Origin of the sequence: Sphingopyxis sp. BSN-002 (assembly GCF_022024275.1) — a bacterium.
Classification (GTDB): domain Bacteria; phylum Pseudomonadota; class Alphaproteobacteria; order Sphingomonadales; family Sphingomonadaceae; genus Sphingopyxis.
In genome coordinates this window covers 1,392,570-1,414,916 of sequence record NZ_CP091804.1, presented here as the reverse complement: position 1 = coordinate 1,414,916, position 22,347 = coordinate 1,392,570, and the positions used below count along the sequence as shown (strand labels likewise).

19 protein-coding genes and 1 tRNA gene are annotated in these 22,347 nt (G+C 65.8%); 13 read left to right on the top strand and 7 right to left on the bottom strand.

The genetic code is table 11. From position 1 onward, the window contains the following. The first annotated feature begins 7 nt into the window (after window positions 1-7). Complete coding sequence (gene proC / locus L7H23_RS06990; protein WP_237838625.1) at window positions 8-838, top strand: pyrroline-5-carboxylate reductase; 831 nt, start codon at window positions 8-10, stop codon at window positions 836-838. On the opposite strand, the gene L7H23_RS06985 is transcribed toward proC, so the two are convergent. After that, the gene (locus tag L7H23_RS06985) at window positions 835-1,344 is read right to left on the bottom strand and encodes a MarR family transcriptional regulator (RefSeq protein ID WP_237838624.1); all 510 of its coding nucleotides are present in this window, start codon (window positions 1,342-1,344) and stop codon (window positions 835-837) included. The two genes, proC and L7H23_RS06985, sit on opposite strands and share 4 nt — an antisense overlap. A 79-nt stretch (window positions 1,345-1,423) precedes the next feature. Between L7H23_RS06985 and L7H23_RS06980 the strand changes: the two genes are divergently transcribed. Continuing rightward, complete coding sequence (locus L7H23_RS06980) at window positions 1,424-2,509, top strand: branched-chain amino acid aminotransferase (RefSeq protein WP_237838623.1); 1,086 nt, start codon at window positions 1,424-1,426, stop codon at window positions 2,507-2,509. Between the two features lie 55 nt (window positions 2,510-2,564). Continuing rightward, window positions 2,565-2,639: transfer RNA gene (locus L7H23_RS06975), tRNA-Gln, on the top strand. A 20-nt stretch (window positions 2,640-2,659) separates the two neighbouring features. Here L7H23_RS06975 and L7H23_RS06970 read toward each other — a convergent pair. Genes L7H23_RS06970 through L7H23_RS06960 form a run of 3 tightly spaced genes read right to left on the bottom strand, consistent with a single transcriptional unit; the run spans window position 2,660 to window position 5,958 of the window. Continuing rightward, window positions 2,660-4,105: a bifunctional 3-(3-hydroxy-phenyl)propionate/3-hydroxycinnamic acid hydroxylase gene (locus tag L7H23_RS06970; protein ID WP_237838622.1), complete on the bottom strand. Its 1,446-nt coding sequence runs from the start codon at window positions 4,103-4,105 to the stop codon at window positions 2,660-2,662. Between the two features lie 3 nt (window positions 4,106-4,108). Next, entirely contained in the window at window positions 4,109-4,942 is an 834-nt protein-coding gene (locus L7H23_RS06965; RefSeq protein ID WP_237838621.1) for a fumarylacetoacetate hydrolase family protein, read from the bottom strand. Further along, complete coding sequence (locus tag L7H23_RS06960; RefSeq protein ID WP_237838620.1) at window positions 4,939-5,958, bottom strand: VOC family protein; 1,020 nt, start codon at window positions 5,956-5,958, stop codon at window positions 4,939-4,941. The genes L7H23_RS06965 and L7H23_RS06960 overlap by 4 nt, the downstream gene beginning before the upstream one ends. A 76-nt stretch (window positions 5,959-6,034) precedes the next feature. Here L7H23_RS06960 and L7H23_RS06955 point away from each other — a divergent pair, with 76 nt between their 5' ends. From L7H23_RS06955 to L7H23_RS06940, 4 genes are all read left to right on the top strand, one after another. Then, window positions 6,035-6,685 carry a TetR/AcrR family transcriptional regulator gene (locus L7H23_RS06955; RefSeq protein ID WP_237838619.1) on the top strand — a complete coding sequence of 217 codons (651 nt, stop codon included), beginning with the start codon at window positions 6,035-6,037 and terminating at the stop codon, window positions 6,683-6,685. A gap of 230 nt (window positions 6,686-6,915) precedes the next feature. Then, window positions 6,916-7,692 carry an SDR family NAD(P)-dependent oxidoreductase gene (locus L7H23_RS06950; RefSeq protein ID WP_237838618.1) on the top strand — a complete coding sequence of 259 codons (777 nt, stop codon included), beginning with the start codon at window positions 6,916-6,918 and terminating at the stop codon, window positions 7,690-7,692. Next, on the top strand, window positions 7,689-8,477 hold the full coding sequence (locus tag L7H23_RS06945; RefSeq protein WP_237838617.1) for an enoyl-CoA hydratase-related protein: 789 nt from the start codon (window positions 7,689-7,691) through the stop codon (window positions 8,475-8,477). Before L7H23_RS06950 ends, L7H23_RS06945 begins: the two co-directional genes overlap by 4 nt. Next, window positions 8,474-9,232 (top strand): N-acyl homoserine lactonase family protein, encoded by a 759-nt coding sequence (locus L7H23_RS06940; protein WP_237838616.1) that lies wholly within the window; start codon window positions 8,474-8,476, stop codon window positions 9,230-9,232. Before L7H23_RS06945 ends, L7H23_RS06940 begins: the two co-directional genes overlap by 4 nt. Here L7H23_RS06940 and L7H23_RS06935 read toward each other — a convergent pair. After that, complete coding sequence (locus L7H23_RS06935) at window positions 9,225-9,953, bottom strand: enoyl-CoA hydratase-related protein (protein WP_237838615.1); 729 nt, start codon at window positions 9,951-9,953, stop codon at window positions 9,225-9,227. The genes L7H23_RS06940 and L7H23_RS06935 overlap by 8 nt on opposite strands. 116 nt (window positions 9,954-10,069) lie before the next feature. Between L7H23_RS06935 and L7H23_RS06930 the strand changes: the two genes are divergently transcribed. Then, the gene (locus tag L7H23_RS06930; RefSeq protein ID WP_237838614.1) at window positions 10,070-11,935 is read left to right on the top strand and encodes an arylsulfatase; all 1,866 of its coding nucleotides are present in this window, start codon (window positions 10,070-10,072) and stop codon (window positions 11,933-11,935) included. On the opposite strand, the gene L7H23_RS06925 is transcribed toward L7H23_RS06930, so the two are convergent. Together L7H23_RS06925 and L7H23_RS06920 are read right to left on the bottom strand one after the other, a co-directional pair. Then, on the bottom strand, window positions 11,852-12,793 hold the full coding sequence (locus L7H23_RS06925; protein WP_237838613.1) for a formylglycine-generating enzyme family protein: 942 nt from the start codon (window positions 12,791-12,793) through the stop codon (window positions 11,852-11,854). The genes L7H23_RS06930 and L7H23_RS06925 overlap by 84 nt on opposite strands. Continuing rightward, window positions 12,790-13,386 (bottom strand): TetR/AcrR family transcriptional regulator, encoded by a 597-nt coding sequence (locus L7H23_RS06920; protein ID WP_237838612.1) that lies wholly within the window; start codon window positions 13,384-13,386, stop codon window positions 12,790-12,792. The genes L7H23_RS06925 and L7H23_RS06920 overlap by 4 nt, the downstream gene beginning before the upstream one ends. Before the next feature lie 147 nt (window positions 13,387-13,533). On the opposite strand from L7H23_RS06920, the gene L7H23_RS06915 reads away from it, so the two are divergent. The 5 genes from L7H23_RS06915 to L7H23_RS06895 all read left to right on the top strand — a co-directional run bounded on the left by L7H23_RS06915 (window position 13,534) and on the right by L7H23_RS06895 (window position 22,325). Beyond that, the gene (locus L7H23_RS06915; RefSeq protein ID WP_237838611.1) at window positions 13,534-14,193 is read left to right on the top strand and encodes a hypothetical protein; all 660 of its coding nucleotides are present in this window, start codon (window positions 13,534-13,536) and stop codon (window positions 14,191-14,193) included. Continuing rightward, complete coding sequence (locus L7H23_RS06910; protein ID WP_237838610.1) at window positions 14,190-15,824, top strand: sulfatase-like hydrolase/transferase; 1,635 nt, start codon at window positions 14,190-14,192, stop codon at window positions 15,822-15,824. The genes L7H23_RS06915 and L7H23_RS06910 overlap by 4 nt, the downstream gene beginning before the upstream one ends. A 41-nt stretch (window positions 15,825-15,865) precedes the next feature. Then, window positions 15,866-16,870, top strand: a complete 1,005-nt coding sequence (locus tag L7H23_RS06905) for a LacI family DNA-binding transcriptional regulator (RefSeq protein ID WP_237838609.1) — start codon at window positions 15,866-15,868, stop codon at window positions 16,868-16,870. Window positions 16,871-17,037: 167 nt separating this feature from the next. After that, window positions 17,038-19,971: a beta-phosphoglucomutase gene (gene pgmB / locus L7H23_RS06900; RefSeq protein WP_237838608.1), complete on the top strand. Its 2,934-nt coding sequence runs from the start codon at window positions 17,038-17,040 to the stop codon at window positions 19,969-19,971. After that, window positions 19,965-22,325, top strand: a complete 2,361-nt coding sequence (locus L7H23_RS06895; protein WP_237838607.1) for a TonB-dependent receptor — start codon at window positions 19,965-19,967, stop codon at window positions 22,323-22,325. The genes pgmB and L7H23_RS06895 overlap by 7 nt, the downstream gene beginning before the upstream one ends. The last annotated feature ends 22 nt before the right edge of the window (window positions 22,326-22,347 follow it).

Below are 22,347 nucleotides of genomic sequence, written 5' to 3'. Positions count from 1 at the left end.
GGACGAAATGACGAAGAGTTTGACGAAGTTCGCCGGCCGGATGCTGCTGGTCGGTTGCGGGAATATGGCGGGCGCGATGCTCGACCGCTGGCTGGCGGCCGGGCTCGATCCCGCGAGCGTCGCGATCGTCGATCCGTTTGCGGCACCGCGCGCGGGGATTTCGCACCATGCCTCACTCGCGGAGTGGAAAGAGGCGGGTGGCAGCGCCGACTGGATCATGCTCGGCATGAAGCCGCAGCAGCTTGGCGAGGTCGCGGACGATCTCGCTTCCTCCATGGCCGGTGGCGTCCATCTGCTCTCGATTCTGGCCGGCGTATCACTCGCCGATCTGGCGCAGCGCTTCCCCGATGCCAGGGCGCAGGTGCGGATACTTCCGAATCTGGCGGCACGGATCGGCGCGGGCGTGTCGGCGGTCGCCAGCCTCGGCGACGCTGACGAGGCGGCTGTCACCTCGCTGCTGAAACCGCTCGGCACCGTTGTCGCGCTCGCCGACGATTCGACGATGGACCTGGTCACGGCCTTCACCGGCAGCGGCCCGGCCTTTGTCTTCCGCCTGATCGAATCCTATGCCGCCGCCGGCGAGCGGCTCGGCCTTGCGGCCGACGATGCGCTGAAGCTGGCGATCGCGACTTTCGGCGGCTCGACCGCACTTCTTGCCGACAGCGGCGAGAAACCGGGTACGCTGATCGCACAGGTCGCAAGCAAGGGCGGGACCACGCAGGCGGGGCTCGACGTGCTCGACAGCGATGGCCAGCTTGCCGCTCTGCTGACCAATGTCCTCCGCGCCGCGCGCGACCGCGGGCGCGAACTCGCGGACATCGCGCGCGGAGAGGGTTAGGGCTCGCCGCCCAGCCGCGCGGCCCGCGTCCGTTCGCGCGGCGTCATCAGGGCCTCGGTGACGTGCCAGAAGCCCGTCACCGCCTGCTGGCCGGCGTGGGTGTAGGCGCGGCTCATTGCATCGCGGAGCTGCGCGAATATCGCCGCCTCGACCGCCCGCCCGCCGGGGGTGAGGCGCAGTTCCTTCTGCCGCCTGTCGCGGTTTCCGGGGCGCGTGGTCAGATAGTCGCGCGCCTCGAGCTCCTTCACCACGCGGCCGAGCGATTGTTTGGTGATGCCAAGCAGCGCGAGAAGGTCCGAAATCGTGATCCCCGGCGCACGCGCGATAAAGTAGAGAGCACGATAGTGCGCGCGGCCCAGCTCGTTTTCCGAGAGCCGTGCGTCGATGGTGCGCCACAACGCGCCATGCCCGAAAAACAGATATTCGATGCCGCGACGAACCTCCTCCTCGCGCAAGAAAAGGGCAGAGGCAGCGGGTACTTGTGAAAGAAAATTTTCATCCGGCATAGTCACTACCGTTGCGCCGCGCGCCCGCTTTTGGCAAGAGGCGCGCACGTTTCAGCCCGATTCCACAGGTGTTTTTGCCATGCTCGCTCCCGCTTTCGCCCGCCTTCCGCACCCGAACCCGACGGCGGACGAGGTACGCGCGGCGGCGATCGCGGATCCGGTCTTCGGGCGCGTCTTCACCGATCATATGGTGTCGATCCGTTATTCGGAAGCGAAGGGCTGGCATGATGCGCAGGTGATGCCGCGCGGTCCGCTCTCGCTCGATCCGGCGACTGCCGTGCTCCATTATGCGCAGGAAATTTTCGAAGGGCTGAAGGCCTACCGTCTCGACGACGGGTCGATGGCGCTGTTCCGGGTCGAGGCCAATGCGGCGCGTTTCAATGCGAGCGCGCGCCGCATGGCGATGGCCGAAATTCCTGAAGAGCTGTTCATCGGCGCGGTGAAGGCGGCGGTCGAGGCTGATGCCGACTGGTTTCCGCCGGTCGCGGGTGGCGCGCTCTACCTTCGCCCCTTCATGTATGCGAGCGAGGTGTTCCTCGGCGTGAAACCTGCGTCCGAGTATCATTTTCTCGTCATCGTCTCGCCCGTCGGCAATTATTTCAAGTCGGGCGCCCCGGCGGTGTCGCTGTGGGTGTCGGAGGATTATACCCGCGCCGCGCCGGGCGGCACCGGCGCCGCCAAATGCGGCGGCAACTATGCGGCGAGCCTGATCGCGCAGCAGGAAGCGATCGCGAAGGGCCACGACCAGGTCGTTTTCCTCGACGCCGCCGAGCACCGCTGGATCGAGGAACTGGGGGGCATGAACATGTTCTTCGTCTTCGACGACGGCAGCGTCGTGACCCCGCCGCTGACCGGCACGATCCTGCCCGGCATCACCCGCGATGCGATCATCACGCTCGCCCGCGATGCCGGACTGGTCGTTCGCGAGGAGCCCTATTCGATCGACCAGTGGCAGGCCGATGCAGAGAGCGGCAAGCTGACCGAAAGCTTCGCCTGCGGCACCGCCGCGGTGGTGACTCCGGTGGGCAAGGTGACGCGCGGGGAAACGAGCTTCACGATCGGCGCGGGCGGTCCGGGGCAGGTCACGACGACGCTCAAGGACAAGCTCGTCGGCATCCAGCGCGGCCTTGCGGCCGATCCGCACGGCTGGGTCACGCGCCTCTAAGCCCTTTCTTGCAATAACCGGCGGCGCGTTCTAGAGCGCGCGTCGCACCGGCCGTTGGGGCGTAGCCAAGCGGTAAGGCAGCGGTTTTTGGTACCGCCATGCGCAGGTTCGAATCCTGCCGCCCCAGCCAGCCGGTGCGCTTCCGAAAGCTCAGGCCGATCCTTCGGCACGCCTCGTCAACAGCGCGTCCCAGCGCTGTCGTAACTCTGCCGCGCTTCCGGTTCCGAACACATAGCGGTCGGGCCGGACCAGTACGGCTTCGGCGTCATGAGCATCAAGCCAGGCGCGCAGTGCGGGCCGGAAAGGCTCAAGGCGCGGATCGTCAACCTCCCGTTCGAGCAGCAGGGCTTCCGCCGCCAGCATGTCGTCGAACCGGACGTCGCTGGTGCAGGGCTGCGCGAAATAGCTGCCGGCACCGGGGCTGCCCTTCATTATCAGGCCGTCGCTGATCGGCGGGAAGGCCGGCGGCCCCGCGGGCCCCTGGCCGGCCTTGTGCGCGGCGATCATCTGGCGGTCGCGTTCCGCGGCGGCGCCGGGGTCGGCAATGCAAACCGTGCGGCCCATCATGATTGCAAGGCCGATCGTGCCGCGCAGGTTCGGCTCGCGTTCGGGTTGATAAGTGTCGAGCAGCGCGTCGGGCGCGCCGTCGGTCAGGATCGCCGCAAGCTTCCACGCCAGATTGGCGGCATCGCGGACTCCCGAGCACAGACCCTGACCGGCAAAGGGCGGCATCTGGTGCGCGGCGTCCCCGGCCAGCAACACACGCCCCGCGCGCCAGCGTTCGGCGACACGCGCGCGAAAGGTATAGACCGCCTTCCGTTCAAAACGGACCGCCCCGTCGACGTTCCAGGGTTCCATCAACCGGGCGATCGATGCGTCGCTTGCAACCTCGTCCGGCTCTTCTCCCGGCTTGATCATGAACTCCCAGCGATGGCGTCCTTCGCCCATCAGCACGCAGGTCGTCGGGCGTGCGGGATCGCAGATCTGCAGATTGACCGACGGCAGGCGCGACGCATCCTGAACCAGCGTATCGATGACCAGCCACGGCTCCTCGAACCCCAGATCGTCGAAACCGATACCCGCCGCCTTGCGCACCGGGCTGCGCGCGCCGTCGGCGCCGACAAGATAATGCGCGCGGACCGTCCGTTCGCCTTCGGGTGTCGCGAAATGCGCCTCGATGCCCCCGTCGTCTTCGGCGAAGCCCGTCATCTCCCATTCGGAGCGCAGTTCGGCGGGGTCGGCGAGCCGCGCCCGCAACGCCGCCTCGACAGACGGCTGGTGGATCATGTTCGATGCGGGCCAGCCCCCGGATGCTATCCGGTCGGCGCCGTCGAAGCGCAGCAACACTTCGCCCGCGGCGTTCAGAAAGTCATAGCGCGTCGTACGCCGGCTGCCCGCCATGATGGTGTCGGCGGCCCCGACCTCCTGAAAGACCCGCATGATCTCGTGATCGACATGCGCCGCGCGGGGCAGGGGATAGATATCGGCATCCTTCTCGGCGACGATTGTCCGTACGCCGCGTTTCGCGAGCAGCAATGCGAGCGTAACTCCGGTCGGGCCGCCGCCGACGACCAGCACGTCGCAGTCATGCACCATCGGTCAGGCCTCCGCCGCCATCGTGCCTTCGATATGGCCGAGCCCGTCGATCTCGCAGCGGACGACGTCGCCGCTCTTCAGGAACTGCCGCGGGTCCATCGCCGCGCCGATGCCGCCGGGGGTGCCGGTGAAGATCAGGTCGCCGGGCTCCAGCGTCATCGCCGCCGACAGATGTTCGATCTGCTGCCAGAGGTCGAAGACGAGGTGCCGCGTGTTCGAATCCTGCCTTTTCTCGCCATTGACGGAACAGCGGAGACCGAGCGCGTGCGGATCGGGTATTTCGTCGGCGGTCGTGATCCACGGCCCGATCGGCGCGTGCGTGTCGAAGCTCTTGCCGAGCGACCATTGCGGCGTCGCGTGCTGCCACATGCGTTCGGTGACGTCGTTGCCGACGCAATAACCGAAGATATGGTCCGCGGCATCTGCCGCCGCGATATGTTTGCCGCGCTTGCCGATCACCGCGACCAGTTCGACCTCATAGTCGGCGGTCATCGTGTTCCTCGCGATCAGGATCGGATCGAAAGGCCCGTTGATCGAGGTCTGCGCCTTGGTGAACCAGACCTGCCGCTGCGGCGTCTCCATCTTCGACTCCGCGATATGATCGGCATAGTTGAGCCCGATCGCGAAGATCTTGCCCGGGCGGAGCACCGGCGCCAGCAGATGCACATCGGCGAGCGCGATGCCGCTGCCGCCTTGCGCTTCGAACGCGGGGCGCTGCTCGCTCCAGCGCGCGATGGCGTCGATCATCGTGCCGTCGAAACCGGCGTCGACGATGCGGCCTTCGCGGACGATGCCGACGCGCGGGCTTCCGTCCCGATCATAGGTGGCGAGTTTCATGCGGGATTTCCTTTGGGCGTGCGGCGAAAGAGCCGTTTGAAACGAAGGACAAGTGCGGTGATGAACGAGACGAGGCCGGGCGGCGGCGGCCGCTTGCCCGCGAACATCGGGTGCGGCGCGCCCCACTGGACGTCGAGCAGAGCTGCCATCGGCATGATGTTCGGCGGGTCGGCGGCGGTCAGCAGGTCGCCGTCGGTCCAGTGCTCAAGTTCGTGGCCCCACGGGTCTTTCCAGTAATCGAAGATCTGGCTGCCCATGATGTGCCGCCCGACGCCCCACGCCGCCTCGCGCTTCCTGTCCTTCAGGTGGCGGTGGCCGATCATCAGGTCGTCGAAATGGGCAACTTCGAACGCGGCGTGGAGGAAGCCCGGCTTCTGCGGCAGCTGGGCGAGGAACAATGTATGATGATCCGACGGCCGGTCGCCGCGATCGCAGCGCATGAAGGCGCCGACCGGTACGCCCTTCGCCGCCTCGACCTCGTCGGAGGTCAGGAAACCGAAGCGGTCCTTGTACCATTTCTCCGAGGTCCGGAAGTCGGACACATTCAGCACGCAGTGACCGATCCGGTGAATATGGGCAGGCCCCCGGTCGAGCCGGACGAGCGCGCGGATCCGCGGCTTTTCGGTCGCGCTGTTGCGCGGATCCCCGGGCGGCGGCGATACCGCGTCCGCCTCCGCCTGCCCCGCGATCACCTCGACCGTAAAGCCGTCGGGATCGGTGAGCCGGACGACATGGCCGCCGCCGGGGTCGCCCAGCGGCTCGACCGCAAGGCCTTCCCTCGCCGCGAGCGTCTCGAGGTCGGCGACGCTCGCCGCGCGCAGGGCAAGCCCGGCGAAGCGGGGTTCGCCGCGCTCGCTCATGTGCAGGAACGGACGTCCGTCGTTGCCACGGCCATAGAGCCGGCCGTTCTCCACGAAGCTGTCGAAACCGAAGTCCGTGAGAAACGCCTGCATGACATCCAGGTCGGGCACGTTGAAGCGGACATGCGCGATGTCCTCGACGCGTATGATGCTCATGGCGACGGTTTCTCCCGATGCCCGGACGGAGCCGAGTCGTAAATGACTATCTGGTCAACTATGCTAACTTGACTAAATGGTCAAGTTGTTCCATCGCCTCGCCATGGCATCGACCGCACCGCTCGCGCCCCGCGCCCAGCGCACCCGCACCGCCTTGCTGGCCGCAGGCCTCGACCTATTGTCGGAAAAGCCGATCGACGCGCTGTCGATCGACGAAGTCGTGCTGCGCGCGGGCGTCGCCAAAGGCAGCTTCTTCAATCATTTCGACGACAAGGCGGCCTTCGGCCAGGCGGTCGGCGCTGTCGTCCGCGAGGAGCTGGAGGCATGGATCGGGCGCGCGAATGCCGGCGTTGTCGATCCGGTCGAGCGGCTCGCAGGCGGGATGGCGACGGCGTTCCGCTTCGCGCTGGAAGAACGGACGAAGGCCATCGTGATGCTGCGCAGCCTGTCGGGGGTCACGACGCGCGCGCATCCGCTCAACCGCGGCGTCGTTGCCGATCTGGATGCGGTCGAAGCGATGGGGCTGCTCGGCCCCGAGGCGGCGCGCGGCGGGGTCCGTTACTGGATCGGACTCTGCCAGGTCGCGATGCTCAACATCATCGAACGTCCGCCCGAAGCGGGCGAGGGCAGTGTGCGGCTGCACGACATGATCGTCCTCGGCCTCTGCGGGCTGGGCATCGATGCGGCGAAAGCGCGCGAAACGGCTGCGCGCGCTTCGACGGTCTGATCGGTCTGTAACGGGAAAGGCTGGCCTTGCCAGCGGACCTTTATCCCCCGCCCGCCGCACTTGGCGGCTGCGACGGGGGAACAGGTTGTTTGTGCACGATGAGAACATTAGGGGAACAAAATGGTCCCGTCAAGCCTTTGGCCTCACTTTTCTGTGAAGCAGGGGCGTTGCGTGCTTGCCATGCCCGCTACTTGACGTAAGCGTAAAGTAGCTAGCGAAGGGAGAGTGGCATGAGCAAGGATCCGCAATATGACCTGACAGGGCGCGTGGCGCTCGTCACCGGGGCCTCCTCGGGCCTTGGCGCGGGATTTGCCAAAGCTCTTGCAGCCGCGGGTGCGAAGGTCGTGCTTGCCGCGCGCCGCGCCGACAAGCTTGCGGAGCAAGTGGCGGCGATCGAGGCGGCCGGCGGGCAAGCGGTCGCGGTCAGCATGGACGTGACCGACGAGGCCTCGACCAAGGCGGCCTATGACGCGGCGGAAGCCGCCTTCGGCACGGTCGATACTATCGTCGCCAATGCCGGCGTCGCGACCGAGAAGATGGCGATGAGCCTTGGCGTCGACGAGGTCGACTTTCTGCTCGCCGCGAATGTCCGCGGTGTTTTCCTGACCGCCACCGAGGGCGCGAGGCGGCTCGACGCTGCCGGCAGCCGCGAAAGGCAGAACGGCCGCATCGTCCTGATCGGATCGATCACGGCCGAGAAGGTCTTTCCGGCAACCTCGGTCTATGGTGCGACCAAGGCTGCGGTCCGCCACCTCGGCAAGGCGCTCGCGCGCGAATGGGCGCGGCGCGGGATCAGCGTGAACGTGATCCAGCCCGGCTATTTCGAATCCGAAATGACGGCCGAACTGTTCGACAGCGAGGTCGGCGCGCAGATGGTGAAGAGCTTCCCGCGTCAGCGGATGCGCCCGCCGAGCGATCTGCACGCGCCGCTGCTGCTGCTCTGTTCGGACGCCGCGCTGGGGATCACCGGCAGCGTGATCACCGTCGACGACGGGCAGACGCTGTGAGTGAGCTGCTGGTCGAAAGCCGCGGTGCGGTCGAGATCGCGACGCTCAACCGCCCCGAACGCCTGAATGCGCTCAGCGAAGGGCTGGTCGACGAACTCAACACCTATTTCGGCGGCCTTGCCGACCGCAAGGAGGTGCGCGTCGTCATCCTTCGCGGCGCGGGGCGCGGTTTCTGCGCCGGGCTCGATATTCAGGAGGATCGTTCGACCGACGAGACCGCGGTGTTGCGCACGCTCCGCACCCAGACGAGCATCGGCAATATCTATCGCAAGATGCGCGCCTGTCCGCAGCCGATCATCGCGCTGGGCCATGGCGCCGCAGCGGGCGGCGGGCTGTCGCTGCTGCTGGCGTCCGACGTCCGCTACGGCACGCCTTCGTTCCGTTGCAACGCCGCCTATATTCGCATCGGGCTCGGCGGTTGCGACATGGCGTCGAGCTATTTCCTCCCGCGCCTAGTCGGCGCGAGCCTCGCGTCCGAAATGATCCTGACCGGCCGCTTCGTCGGTGCCGAGCGGGCGCTGTCGGCAGGGCTGATCAGCGAGATTGTCGAGGAAGACGCGCTGCTCGACCGCGGCCTCGCGCTCGCCGACGAAATGCTCGCGACTGCGCCTTGGGGGCTGCGCCTGTCGAAGCAGGCGCTGAACCTCAATATCGACGCACAGAGCCTCGACGCCGCGATGGCGATCGAGGACCGGCAGCAGGTGATCCTGTCGGCGACCGAAGATCATAGGGAAGCTTTGGCGGCCTTCCTCGGCAAGCGCCCGCCCGAGTATCGCGAACGGTGAGCGATACGCTTCGCCTCTATGCCTTCAACACCGGCTGGTTCCAGTGCCGCCCGGGCTATTTCATCGAGGGCGAGGAGGGCGATTATCTCAAGGGGCCGGTTCCTTCCTATCTGATCGATCATCCCAAGGGCCGCGCGCTGTTCGATACCGGCATGGGCGTGCGCTACCGCCGCACGCTCGAAACCGCGCTGCCGCCCAACAAGTTCGGGCTGCAATATTTCGAGGGACAGGAGATTGCGGCGCGGCTGAAGAGCATCGAGGTCGATCCCGCGAGTATCGACTGGGTGATCAACTCGCACCTTCATATCGACCATTGCGGCGGCAATGCCAGCCTGCCCAATGCGACCATGATCGTGCAGTCGCGCGAACTTGCGGCGGCGCAGGCGACCGAAGAGGCGGGGCTGTACGAGGCGGTCGACTATGCGACGGGTCAGCCGGTGAAGGCGATCGACGGCGAGCTCGACCTGTTCGGCGACGGCAGCGTGCGGATCGTGCCCACCTATGGCCATACCCCGGGGCACCAGAGCGTCCTCGTCAAACTGCCGAACGGGCACGAAATCCTGCTCGCGGCGGACTGCTGCTATACTGAGCGCAACCTCGACCTGATGATCCTGCAAAAGGCGGTCGTCGATCGCGAAGCGGGCCTCAGGACGATGGAGTTTCTCGACCAGCGCCGCCGTGCGGGCGCGCATATCCTGTTCGGCCATGACGGCCGCCAATGGGCGAGCGTCGAAGAGGGTAAGCCGATTATCTGAAGCCCGCGACGCGTTCGGCCATATCAGGCGCGACCCCGGCGCTGTTCGCGACCTCATGCTCCAGCCCGGCATCGAGCGCGAGGTCGGCCTGTTCGCGGTAGAGCCGTTTGTAGGCGAAGACGCTATGCCGCGATTGCGCCGCGATCGCTTCGGCAAGGCGGCGCGCGGTCGCATCCAGATCGGCGTCGGCGACGCAGTGATTGGCGAGACCGATCCGCGCCGCCTCGGCGCTGCTGACCGGCAGGCCGGTGAAGCTTATCTCGCGCGCCTTCCATTCGCCGACGCGGCGCGGTAGTCGCTGGCTCATCCCCCAGATCGGCACCAGCCCGAACTTGCCGTGGGTGTCGGCGAAATTCGCGCTCTCGCCCGCGACGATGATGTCGCCCGCCAGCGCGAGTTCGAGCCCGCCGGTGAAGCAGCCGCCCTGCACCGCGACGATCAGCGGCTGCGGCAGCTCGGCGAGCTTGGTGACGATCGAGGCCTGATAGCGCGGGCGCGGCGTTTCCAGCCCGCGTTCCTTCAGGTCGTTGCCCGCGCAGAAGCTGGGGCCGTTCGCGCGCAAAATCACGGCGCCGATTGCATCGCCTGCCGCGGCGATCGCGTCGACATGCGCGTCGAGCTCGCTCCACAGCGCGAGGTTGAGCGCGTTGCGCTTGTCGGGGCGGTTGAGCGTCAACGTCGCGATGCCGCCAGCATCTTCCCGCAAAACCAGTTCACCCATCGCGCTCTCCTTTGTTTCTTCGCTGCACAGCATGGATGACCGCCGGTGCCAAGAGCGGCATTGACTCGGCCATCTTTTGACATATCAAATGCCAAAAGAATCGCAGGGGAGAGACGATGGCAGTGCGCGCGGAAGCCGGGAGGGGGCCGGGTCGTGTGGTCCGGAGCCGCAGCGCCATCATCGCCTCATTGTTCCTGCTAGCGGCGGCGCCGGCGCTGGCCCAGGCCAGTCCGGCGTCGCCGCGCCATCCCAATATCGTGATCCTGCTCGCCGACGACTGGGGGTTCAGCGACGTCGGCGCGTTCGGCGGCGAGATGGCGACGCCGAACATCGATGCGCTCGCGAAGGCCGGGGTACGCTTTTCGAACTTCCATGTCGCCGGGTCCTGCTCGCCGACGCGCGCGATGCTCCAGACGGGGACGATGAATCACCGCAACGGGCTCGGCAACATGCCCGAGACGATCCCCGATGCGCACCGCGGCAAGCCCGGATACGACACGGTGATGAACTTCCGCGTCGTGACGATCGCGCAGCTTCTGAAGGCGGCGGGGTATCGCACCTACCTGACCGGGAAATGGCATCTTGGCAGCGATGCGAAACGCCTGCCGCAGGCGCGCGGCTACGACCGCGCCTACAGCCTCGCCGACGCGGGCGCCGACAATTTCGAGCAGCGGCCGATCGAGGGCATGTACGCAACCGCGGCGTGGAGCGAGAATGGCAAGCCCGTCACGCTGCCCAAGGATTATTATTCGTCGCACTTCGTCGTGCAGAAGATGATCGACTATATCGAGGCCGACCGCGCGAGCGGAAAGCCGTTCCTCGCGTCGGTCAATTTCCTGGCCAACCATATCCCCGTGCAGGCGCCCGACAGCGACATTGCACGCTATTCGAAGATGTATCGCGACGGCTGGACCGCGCTTCGCGAAGCACGGGCAAAGCGCGCCGCGGCGCTCGGCATCGTGCCCGCCGGAACGCCGATCGTGACGATGGGAACGACGCCCGACTGGGCTAAGCTCGATGCCGAGGAGCGCGCGGCGCAGATCCGCGTGATGCAGGCTTATGGCGGGATGGCGACCGCGATGGACCGCGAAATCGGCCGCCTCGTCGCGCACCTCAAGGCGACCGGCGACTATGACAACACGATCTTCGTCTTCCTGTCGGACAACGGCCCCGAGCCGACGAATCCCTTCAACCGCACGATCAACCGGCTGTTCCTGAACAGCAAATATGACACGTCGACCGCGAACATCGGACGCCGCGGCAGTTTCAGCGCGGTCGGACCGGGCTGGGCGAGCGCGTCGGCTTCGCCGCTGTCGGGCTACAAGTTCACCGCGTCCGAAGGCGGGCTGCGATCGCCATTGATCATCGCCTGGCCGGGCAATCCGCAGGTCCGTGCGGGCACGATCAACAGCGGTCTGGCGCATGTCACCGACATCCTGCCGACGCTGACCGACCTCGCCGGCGTGGCGGGTCACGGGGACAGCTGGAACGGCCAGGCGGTCGAACCGGTCACGGGGCGCAGCCTTGTTCCGATGCTCGAAGGCGTGGAAGCGAGCGTCCACGGCGACACACCGATCGGCTATGAACTGTCAGGCAACGCCGCGCTCTTCCGCGGCGATTACAAGCTGGTGCGCAACCTCGCGCCGACCGGCGACGGCAAGTGGCGGCTCTACGATCTCAAGACCGATCCCGGCGAGACGAACGACCTGTCTGCCGCGATGCCCGACCGCTTCGCCGCGATGCAGGCCGATTATGCCGCCTATGCGAAAGCGAACGGCGTACTCGACATGCCCGCGGGCTATACCGCGGACGAGCAGATCAACCGTTATGCGTGGGAGCGTCAGGGCAAGACGCGCGCGATCAAGGCGGGGCTGATCCTCGGCGGGATATTGTTGCTGCTATCCGCGCTTGTCTGGCGCTGGGTCCGCCGGCGCCGGGCGCGCCGTGTCGATCAGGCGAAAGCCGATATGATCGGTGCCTAGTCCGCGCTCCTGGAACTGGCGCGCGGCGGGACGGTAGCGCGCGCAATAATTGGCGGCGCAAAGGAAGCTGCCGCCCTTGATGACGTTGGTTTCGGCGCCCGCCTTGCTCGTCGTCCATTCCCAGACATTGCCGATCAGATCGTACACGCCGTGATCGTCGGGGGGGAAGCAGGCGACGGGGGCGCGGCCGGTGAAGCCGTCGGTGCCGAGATCGCGGACCGGGAAGGTGCCCTGATAATAGTTGGCGCGCGGCTTGCCGTCCTTGCCGACGGGCACATTGCGGTCGGCGCCGCCGGTCGATGCGGCCAGCTCCCACTGTTCCTCGCTTGGCAGCGCCTTGCCCCGCCACTTCGCATAGGCGAGCGCGTCTTCGTAGCCGATCTGGACGACCGGATCGCGGTCGAGGCCGGCGATGTCGGTCTTGGGGCCGGCGGGATGGCGCCACTCGGCGCCGACGACCCAGCGCCACCAGTTCGGATTGCCGTCGGTCGGCGCGGTGAACACCGCCGATCCCGGGATCAGCATGTCGGGCGGCGCGCCGGGCAGCTTCGGCGGGTCTTGCTCGGCGAGGGTCTTGTACCCGGTCGCCTTCACGAACTCCGCAAATTCGGCGTTGGTAACCTCATGCGTCGCCATCCAGAAGCCTGCGACCGTCACCTCGCGCGCCGGACCCTCTTCGGGTAGATGCGCGTCGGCGCCCATGGCGAAAGTCGCGCCGGGGATCCAGACATAGTCGGTCTTTGGCATCGCCGGGCATGCGGGCGGCTTCGCGTCGGCGACCTTGTTGTCCTTGGTCTCGTCGCAGGCCGTGAGCGCCCCAAGCAGGATCAGCGCGGACAGCGCGACGGGGCGGATCATGTCTTGGTGGCCGCGACCAGCGCGTCGACCATATGCGCAACGACCGCGCTCGCATCCTCGACCGACAGCCCCTGATCCTGCCGGATCGCGCGCCAGTTCTGGAATGACAGCGCCGCGCACAGCGCCTCGACGAAATACAGGTCGCCGTTCACTTCGCCGGGAAGCAGGCGCAGCACCAGTTCGCGCTCCATCGTCACGACCTGCGCATATTGTCCCAGCAGATAGGGCGACTGGTAGCGTTTGATGTTCGCGGCGAGGCGATAGGGCAGCATCGTTTCGAACACCCGTACGCGCCGCCGCGTCAGATCGCGCAGATTGGCGCGCCAGTCGTTGTCGGGATAGGGTGCGGTGACCACGGGCCAGATCCGCTCTCCGATGATCTGCGAAATCTCGCGGTAGAGCGAATCCATATCGTCGAAATGGCGGAAGACGGTGCGGAGGCCAACGCCGGCTTCCTCGGCGACGCGCGCAGCGCTGGGCATCAGGTCGCCGCCCTCGATCAGCGCCATCATCGCCTCGACGATGCGCTTGTGGCTCGACCGGCTGCGCTCGCGCCGCCCGTCGGGACGTGCGTCCGGGCTTTCGTCGGCCATTTCCGTTCTTGCCTTCCCCGCCATGCTCCTCCGCTGGCCCAGCTTGGTGTCTGCGTCAATGGTCGCACTTAACCATCTTGCGTTTGACCGGATATAATGACACATATAGTGCCACAATATCGAAGGCAACGGCCAAACGGGGTGGGGATGGGCGTTCAGGCACTTTTGCTGATCATCGTCTGGGCGGGTGCTCTGGCATTGTGGCTCGGCTTCATGCTCTTTTACGATGGCCGGCGGCGCCCGCTGGACCCGACGGAAATCGACGCGTTTCTGGCGACGCTCGGGCCGCGCATGGCCGAGACCGGCAATGACCTCCAACGACTGCGCGCCTTTCTGGAGGCTGACGACGGACGCGAGTTCGTGATGGTCAATCTCGTCCGCACACGGGCCGGGCCAGTGACCGACCCCGCGAGCGGCGAGACGCACGAAGGGAGCGAATGGCTTCGTCGCTATTCGGATCCCTTCGTGCGGACTCTGATGCGGTGGGGCGGGCACCCGCTGTTCGTCGGGCGCAAGGTCGGTGGCTATATCGACGCGTGGAACACCGCCGCCGATCCCGGCTGGTCGCTGGTCGGGACGATGCGGTACCGCAGCCGCCGCGACCTGATCCGCATGGCGGGCGACCCGGCGTTCCGCGCCGCGCATCCGAACAAGACGCTGGGGATCGAGACGACCTTTTCGTTCCCGACGCAGCGTCAGATAGGCTTTTACGCCAGCCCGCGCGCGACCGTCGGGTTGACGCTCGCGCTGCTCGCGGCGCTCGCGCATATCATGATATTGACCTTGGGGTGGGGGACGACGGCATGAAGAAAAGATGGGTGGCGCTCGGCCTGGTCGCGCTGATCGGCGCCGGCGGTTACTGGGGTTTCCAGGAAAACAAGTATCGCATCCCCGGCATGCTTCAGGACTGGCGCGACCCGGTGCAGGACAATCGCCCGGTCGTCTGGCAGAAAGGTCCTGCGACGGCTCCCGCGGGCAGGCGGCCGCCGAACATCATCCTGATCGTCGCCGACGATCTGGGCTGGAACGATATCAGCCTGAATGGCGGCGGCGTCGCGGGCGGAATCGTCAAGACGCCGAACATCGACGCGCTCGCACAGCAAGGTCTGAACTTCACCACGGCCTATGCCGCGAACGCGACCTGTTCGCCGTCGCGCGCGGCGATGATGACCGGCCGCTATCCCACCCGCTTCGGTTTCGAATATACGGCGGTTCCGGTCCAGTTCGCCGAAAACCTGGCCCACGGCGCCGGCATCGGACCGCTGAAGACGGTGTTTCACAAGGAGCTGATCACCGACGACATTCCGGACTATCCCGACATGGGTGTCCCGGCGAGCGAGGTGACGGTCGCCGAGGCGGTGAAGGCGGCGGGCTATCATACGCTCCACATCGGCAAATGGCATCTGGGCGAGGCACCGAAGCTCCAGCCGCAGGCGCAGGGCTTCGACGAGAGCCTCGCAATTCTGGCGGGCGGCGCGATGTTCCTGCCCGAGGATGATCCGGACACGGTCAATGCCAAGCTGCCGTGGGATCCGATCGACCGCTTCATCTGGGCCAATCTGCGTCACGCCGTGACCTTCAACGGCAGCAAGCGCTTCCATCCCAAGGGCCATATGACCGACTATTTCGCCGACGAGGCGATCAAGGCGATCGACGCGAACAGGAACCGGCCCTTCTTCATGTATCTCGCCTTCAACGCACCGCACACGCCGTTGCAGGCGACGAAGGAGGATTATGCGAAACTTCCGCAGATCAAGGACCACAAGACGCGCGTCTATGGCGCGATGATCGCGCAGCTCGACCGGCGGATCGGCGACGTGATGGCAAAGCTGAAAGAGGCTGGGATCGACGACAACACGCTCGTCATCTTCACCAGCGACAATGGTGGAGCCTGGTACAACGGCATCCCGAACCTGAACGCGCCGTACCGCGGCTGGAAGGCGACCTTCTTCGAGGGCGGGATCCGTACGCCCTTCTTCATGCGCTGGCCGGGGCATATCGCGCCGGGATCGACGCGGGCCGACATGACCGGGCACATCGACATATTCTCGACCATCGCGGCTGCGGCGGGCGCAAAAGTGCCGACCGACCGCGTAGTCGACAGCGAGGATATCCTTGCGGGACCGGCGAAGCGTCAGGCGCTTTTCTGGCGTTCGGGCGACTATCGCGCGGTACGGATGGGCGACTGGAAGCTGCAGGTCACCAAACGGCCGGAAAAGGCGCGGCTCTATAATCTCGCCGCCGATCCGACCGAACGGCACGATCTTTCGGCAAGCGACCCCGCGCGTGTCGCGCAGCTTCGCGCGATGATCGAGGCGCAGAACAAGGGGATGGCAAAGCCCATCTGGCCGGGGCTGATCGAGGGGCCGGTGCGCATCGACGTGCCGCTCAATACGCCGTGGAAGGACGGGCAGGACTATATCTACTGGACGAACTGACCGCTTGTGGAACATCGCCGCCGCGCGTTAAGGGGGCGGCCATGGCAAGTGGCACCGGTTCCCAGGGCGGCGGCAATGCGCGCCCGACGATGGCGGATATCGCGAAAGAACTCGGCGTCGCGAAGATTACCGTCTCGCGCGCGCTCTCGAACCATTCGACAGTCAGGGAGAGCACGCGCAAACTGATCCGCGAGACCGCGGAGCGCATGGGCTACCGGCTCAACATCTCCGCGCGCAACCTTCGGCAACAGCGGACGCGGACGATTGCGGTCGTGATCGAAATGGCGCCGTCGCACGACCGTCTGATGAGCGAGCCCTATCCGCTCTCGCTGCTCGGCGGGATCATGCAGGAACTGACGGCGGCGGGCCAGAACATGGTGCTTACCACGATCGACCTGTTCGCCGAGCATCCACCCTCGACCGACGGCGTGATCCTGCTCGGACAGGGCGTCCATGATGACGCGGCGGCAGCGATCGAGGCGATGGGGTTGCCCTATGTGGTCTGGGGTGCGGCCCATGGACCGCCCGAACGCATCGTCGTGGGCAGCGATAACCGAGCAGGGGGCCGTCTTGCCGCAGACTATCTGCTTGGCCGCGCCAGGAAGAAGCTGCTCTTTCTCGGCGAAACGCAGCACGGCGAAGTCGAGGATCGCCTGAGCGGCTTCGAGGCCGGGCTCAAAGGCGGACATGCCGATATTGTCGACAAGATCGCCTGTGCGTTTACCGTCGCCGCGGGGCGCGACGCCGTGACGCGCCTGTTCGAGCGCGGCAAGGCGTTCGACGGTATTTTTGCGGCGAACGACGCGATCGCGATGGGCGCGATCGAGGCGGTCGAAGCGCGCGGGCTTTCGGTTCCGGGCGATGTGTCGATCGTCGGCTTTGACGATTCGCCCGGCGCTTCGATCTTTTCACCCAAGCTGACCAGCGTGCGGCAGGATTGGGCGACGGGCGGCGAATTGCTGGCGCAGAAAGTGCTCGATCTCGTCGCGGGTGCCGCCGTCGAGTCGCGCATGATGCCTGTGGATCTGGTCGTCCGCGAAAGCTGATTCAGCTGTCGTCAAATTCCCGCAAAATAGCCGTTTGGCAACGAATGGTATCGATATCTTGACATCGATACCATTTTGCAGGAGACACACCCCTCAGAGCTTGGGCCGAGCAGCCTTTGCCGTGGGTGAGGACGCAGGTGGCGATTTCCGGATATTCATCTCAGTCGATGCGGCTCGTCCGGCGCGGAGCCGATGCCACCGGTGCGGAGGCGGCGGCGCTGTTCGCGCTCGCGAACGGCCTGTGCGGCGTCGAAGGGGTGATCGACGAATGCGCCGTGGCGCCGTGCGCCTACCTGTCCGATGCGTACGTCAGTCGGCCGATCACCTATCACGAGAGCTTTCCCGGCTACGCCACCGCGACCGATACGCGGGTCGCCTGCCCGAGCCCGCTGCTGGTGCGCCTGCATATCGACGGTCAGCCGGTCGACTTCGGCACCGCCGAACCGACCTTGACCGAAAGCGTGCTCGATTTTGCCACCGGCACGCTGCAGCGCGTGTCGCGCTGGACGCTCGGGAACGGACGGACGCTCGAAATCGCCGTCGAGCGCATCGTTCCGCTTGGCGGCCATGCTTGCGTCGCGTCGCGCATCCACATCCGCCCGGTTGACTTTGCCGGCGGTTTCCAGGCCTGGCTCACCTACGGCACCGAGGTTGACGGTGTGAGCGGCGTCGAGGCCGACGACCCTCGCATCTCGGCCCGGATGCAGCCGCAATGGACGATCTCTTCTCCCCTGCCGGGCGACAACCCTTCCGTCACCCGGTTCGCGCAGGATGTCGCTCATCTCGCCTATCGCCAGCATGTCGCGTGTCCGACCGCTCAGGTCGCGGCAGTCCACGCGGGACATGTGGTGCGTGGGGAGATGGTCGCGGGCGACACCCTGACGATCGACCGGGTGGTTGCGATGGCATGTGCCCGCGGCCGCCCGGTCGACCTTGTCGCAGTCGAGGGGGCGACCACCGGTTTCGATGCTATCGCGGAAGGCCAGCGGTCGGCGGTGCAGGCGTTTTGGGGCAAGGCGGGCTTTGCGATCGACGGCGACGACGCTCTGGCCGAGGCGCTGCGTTTCGACCTGTTCCAGCTCCACCAGTCGGCGAGCCGCGACCCGAACCACAGCATCGGTGCAAAGGGCCTGACCGGTGAAGGCTATGAAGGCCATTATTTCTGGGATGCCGAAACCTTCATGCTGCCGGTGCTTGCGCTGCAGGCGCCCGAACGGGCGAAGACATTGCTCGCCTATCGCGTCGGCAAACTCGATCGCGCGCGGGCGCATGCGAAGGCACTCGGCCATAGCCGCGGCGCGCTCTATCCATGGCGGACGATCGCCGGTGACGAATGTTCGTCGCACTATCCCACGGGCTCGGCGCAATATCATATCAACGGCGACATCGCTTATGCGCTCGCGCTGTACATAGCGGCGACCGGCGACGAGGCGTTTCGTGCCGAGGCGGCTGAAATGCTGTTTGAAACCGCGCGTATGTGGATGGAGATCGGCGCGTTCGATCCGCGCCGCGGCGGCGCCTTCTGCATCCACGGCGTGACCGGACCGGACGAGTATTCTGCGCTGGTCGACAATGATTTCTATACCAATGCCATCGCGCGCCGGCATCTGGCCTATGCCGCCGATACGGCGGACTGGCTGCGCGCGCGCCACGAATTCTCTGCCCTTGCGGCCGCGATCGACCTTAAGGACGGGGAGGTTGCCGGCTGGCGCGCGGCTGCCGATGCGATGTGGTTGCCGGTCGACCCGGCGCTGGGCGTCAATCCGCAGGACGATGCTTTTCTGGGTCGCCCCGAATTGCCGGGTCTTGCAGCATCGGGCGATCGCCATGGGCCGCTGCTCATGCGCTATCACCCGATGATCCTTTTCCGCCATCAGGTCGCGAAGCAGGGCAATGTCGTCCAGGCGATGGCGATGGATCTGGTCGAGATGCCGCTGTCGCGCCAGCGTCGCAATTTCGACTATTACAGCCGCGTCACCACGCATGACTCGACGCTGTCGTCGGTGTCGTTCGCAATCGCCGCGGCGCGTCTCGGCGACGAGACGGCGGCGCTTCGCTTTATGCACGAATGCGCGTTCGTCGATCTTGAAAACCGCCATGGCAACACCTCGCACGGCCTGCATATGGCGGCGCTCGCGGGAAGCTGGCTGATCCTCGCGCAGGGGTGGGGCGGCTTGCGCCTCGATGGCGCGGCACCGGCGTTCCGGCCGCAGCTTCCCTCGGCGTGGAACGGCTACAGTTTCCGCCTGCAATGGCGGGGGAGCACGATCGAGCTTGCGGTCGACGCTGTTGGCTGCACCTATCGCCTGCTTGCCGGCGAGCCGCTCGACGTCGTCGACCATGGCCGCGCGCTGCGTATTGATGCGCAGCCTGTCATGATGCTTCGACCGTCGCGCAAGGGTGTGATCTTCGACCTCGACGGCGTGCTCACCGACACTGCTGAGGATCATTATCAGGCGTGGCAGGCGCTCGCCGACGCGCACGGTTTCGCGTTCGACCGCGAGGTCAATCACCGGCTGAAGGGGGTCGACCGCGGTAACTCCTTGCGGCTGATCCTCGAACATGCGGGTGCGGAGGTCGACGCGGAGAGGTTCGACGCCATGCTGGCGGAAAAGAACGACATCTATCGCGAACGGCTCGCCGCCTATTCGCCGGCCAACCTCTTCGCCGGCGTCAGCGAGCTGTTCGACGGGCTGCGCGCGGCAGGGCTGAAGATCGGCCTTGCCTCAGCAAGCCGGAACGCCCCCGATGTCGTGCGGCTGCTCGGTATCGCCGACGAGTTCGATTTCATCGCGGATGCAGGGGCGGTGGTGCATGCCAAGCCCGCGCCCGACATTTTTCTCGCCTGTGCCGACGGCATGGGCCTGTCCCCGGACCAGTGCATCGGTGTCGAAGATGCACGGGCCGGAATAACGGCGATCCATGCGGCGGGCATGGCAGCCATAGGCATCGGGTCAGAAGAGGCGCTGCCCGACGCCGAGTTCAACGTCCCCGCCATCGGTGCGCTCACGGTAGACCGGATCCTGTCGACAGAACGGGAAGCGGCGCCGCGCGCGGGCCTTTCAAACAGACCAGATAAAGTGGAGGAAATCTCATGTTGAACCGGACCCATCTGCTGGCGTCGATCGCGCTCATTGCGCTGCCGACGACGGCCTTTGCCCAGGAAGCGCCTCAAGCCGACGACGCCGCACCCGCGAGCGACGAGATCATCGTGACCGGCACGGCCGGCGGCGGGGTCAATCGTCAGGCCGCCGCCTTTGCGATCACCAACATCACATCGGACGCGATCGACAAGGCCGCGCCGAACAGCACCGCCGACCTGTTCAAGGTCATCCCGGGCGTGTCCGCCGAAAGTTCGGGCGGGCAGAATGGCGCGAACATCTTCGTGCGCGGCTACCCTTCGGGCGGCGACGCCGAATTCGTCACGCTGACGGTACAGGGCGTCCCCTTCTTCTCGCCTCCGACGCTGTCCTTCCTCGAAAACACCCAGCTCATCCGCATCGACGAGACGATCGACCGTGTCGAAGCCGTACGCGGCGGCACCGGCGCGCTGTTCGGCAACGGCCAGCCCGGCCTGACCGTCAACTTCGTCCAGAAGGAAGGCGGGCGCGATTTCGAAGGGCTCGTGAAGGGCAGCATCACCGACTATGGCGATATTCGCGGGGACATGCTGCTCTCCGGCCCGCTCGGCGAGAACACCAGCTTTATGGTGGGCGGCTATTATTCGAGCGGCCACGGCATCCGCAACCCCGGCTTCACCGCCGAGAAAGGCGGTCAGATCACCGGCAACATCCGCCACGATTTCGACAAGGGCTCGTTGCTCGTCTATGCGCGCTACCTTAACGATCATGGCCAGTGGCTGCTGCCCATCCCGGTGATCCGTGACGGCAACAAGGTGCGCCAGTTCGGCAATATCGATCCCGGCACCGGCGCGCTTGCCGGCCCCGAGACGCGGCTTTCGGTTCTTCCCGACGGGACGCGTACCGACCTTGCCGACGGCCGCGGCGCAAAGCTGATCAATCTTGGCACCAATTTCGATTACGAGATCGGCGACGGGTTGCAGCTGCGCTACCGCGCGAGCTACCTCAACGGCGACGCCGACACGACCGGCCTCGTTCCGGCAAGCACCGCGATGACGGCGAATGCCTATGCGGCCTCGCTCGGCAGCTCGGTCGGCAGCCTGACCTACGTCAACGGTGGACAGGCAGTATCCGGAACGCAGCAGGTTATCCGGGCAGGAACCTGGATCGTGCGCAAGCAGATCGAGGATTTCACCAACGACCTCAACGTCGAATGGGAAAGCGGCAACAACAAGTTCACGCTTGGCGGTTATTATTCGGACTTCTCGTCCAACGACCAGTGGAACCTCGGCAACGTCCATCTGCTGACCGCCGAAAACAACGGCCGGCTGTTGAACCTGACGCTTGCGAACGGACAGATCGCGACGAACAACGGCTTCACGCAAGGGTCGTTCTTCAACGTCAATGCCGCCTATGACGGCCGCGAATATGCCTTCTACGCGGTCGACGAATATCAGATCACGCCCGAACTGCGCTTCGATGCGGGCCTCCGCTACCAGAATTACCGTGCGACGGGCACGATCGAGAACAACAGCTCGGTCGACACGGACAACAATCCGAACACGCTCTATAACAACGGCACGGCGGTGCTGAACGGCACCTTCCGTAACATTGCGTACAAGAAGGGCGCATGGTCGTGGACGGCGGGCCTGAACTACGACTTCTCGTCGTCGGTCGGCGCCTATATCCGTTACAACCGCGGCAACACGAACCCCTTTTTCGACAATCTGCGCGACGGCATCTTCGTCTCGCCGCGCGTCGACAACTATGAAGGCGGGATCAAGGTCCGCACCGACCTCGTGTCGCTCTATGCCACGCTGTTCCATACTAAGTTCAGCGGTCTGGTGACGACGGTTATCCAGAATGGTGCGCCGGTCGCCGACATCGGCGGCGCGCGCAGCACGGGCATCGAATTGGAAGGCCAGCTGCGTCCGGTCGACAATTTCACCATCGCCTTCTCGGGTACCTGGCTCGATGCGAAGTATCGCAACTTCTTCGCGGGCGGCGGCACGATCGATCTCAGCGGCAACCGCGTCCAGCGGCAGCCGAAGTGGCAGTGGCGCGTGACCCCGTCGTACGACATCGAGTTCGGCGACAGCAAGGTCTCGCTCTTCTCGACCTTCAGCTACATCGGTGATCGCTTCTCCGACACCGCGAACACGCAAAGCCTGCCGCACTATTTCAAGATCGACGCGGGCGTCAGCTTCGACGTCAATCAGGCGCTGACTTTCGCGGTGACCGCGGACAATCTGACCGACAAGGTCGGGCTGACCGAGGGCGATCCGCGGACGCTCGGCCAGACCGGCGGCGAAGTCGTCAACGCGCGCCCGATCCTCGGCCGCTCGTTCCGCTTCAGCGCGGCATACAAGTTCTAAGAGGCGTGGAGAGGACCGACCT

Bases quoted from the DNA above. Each gene is read 5' to 3' on its own strand.
- L7H23_RS06905 (WP_237838609.1), top strand. From the start codon at position 15,866: ATGGCAAGTGGCACCGGTTCCCAGGGCGGCGGCAATGCGCGCCCGACG.
- L7H23_RS06915 (WP_237838611.1), top strand. From the start codon at position 13,534: ATGGGCGTTCAGGCACTTTTGCTGATCATCGTCTGGGCGGGTGCTCTG.
- L7H23_RS06965 (WP_237838621.1), bottom strand. From the start codon at position 4,942: ATGAAACTCGCCACCTATGATCGGGACGGAAGCCCGCGCGTCGGCATC.
- L7H23_RS06930 (WP_237838614.1), top strand. From the start codon at position 10,070: ATGGCAGTGCGCGCGGAAGCCGGGAGGGGGCCGGGTCGTGTGGTCCGG.
- L7H23_RS06920 (WP_237838612.1), bottom strand. From the start codon at position 13,386: ATGGCCGACGAAAGCCCGGACGCACGTCCCGACGGGCGGCGCGAGCGC.
- L7H23_RS06950 (WP_237838618.1), top strand. From the start codon at position 6,916: ATGAGCAAGGATCCGCAATATGACCTGACAGGGCGCGTGGCGCTCGTC.
- L7H23_RS06980 (WP_237838623.1), top strand. From the start codon at position 1,424: ATGCTCGCTCCCGCTTTCGCCCGCCTTCCGCACCCGAACCCGACGGCG.
- L7H23_RS06985 (WP_237838624.1), bottom strand. From the start codon at position 1,344: ATGCCGGATGAAAATTTTCTTTCACAAGTACCCGCTGCCTCTGCCCTT.
- proC (WP_237838625.1), top strand. From the start codon at position 8: ATGACGAAGAGTTTGACGAAGTTCGCCGGCCGGATGCTGCTGGTCGGT.
- L7H23_RS06895 (WP_237838607.1), top strand. From the start codon at position 19,965: ATGTTGAACCGGACCCATCTGCTGGCGTCGATCGCGCTCATTGCGCTG.
- L7H23_RS06970 (WP_237838622.1), bottom strand. From the start codon at position 4,105: ATGGTGCATGACTGCGACGTGCTGGTCGTCGGCGGCGGCCCGACCGGA.
- pgmB (WP_237838608.1), top strand. From the start codon at position 17,038: ATGCGGCTCGTCCGGCGCGGAGCCGATGCCACCGGTGCGGAGGCGGCG.
- L7H23_RS06935 (WP_237838615.1), bottom strand. From the start codon at position 9,953: ATGGGTGAACTGGTTTTGCGGGAAGATGCTGGCGGCATCGCGACGTTG.
- L7H23_RS06925 (WP_237838613.1), bottom strand. From the start codon at position 12,793: ATGATCCGCCCCGTCGCGCTGTCCGCGCTGATCCTGCTTGGGGCGCTC.
- L7H23_RS06955 (WP_237838619.1), top strand. From the start codon at position 6,035: ATGGTCAAGTTGTTCCATCGCCTCGCCATGGCATCGACCGCACCGCTC.
- L7H23_RS06960 (WP_237838620.1), bottom strand. From the start codon at position 5,958: ATGAGCATCATACGCGTCGAGGACATCGCGCATGTCCGCTTCAACGTG.
- L7H23_RS06910 (WP_237838610.1), top strand. From the start codon at position 14,190: ATGAAGAAAAGATGGGTGGCGCTCGGCCTGGTCGCGCTGATCGGCGCC.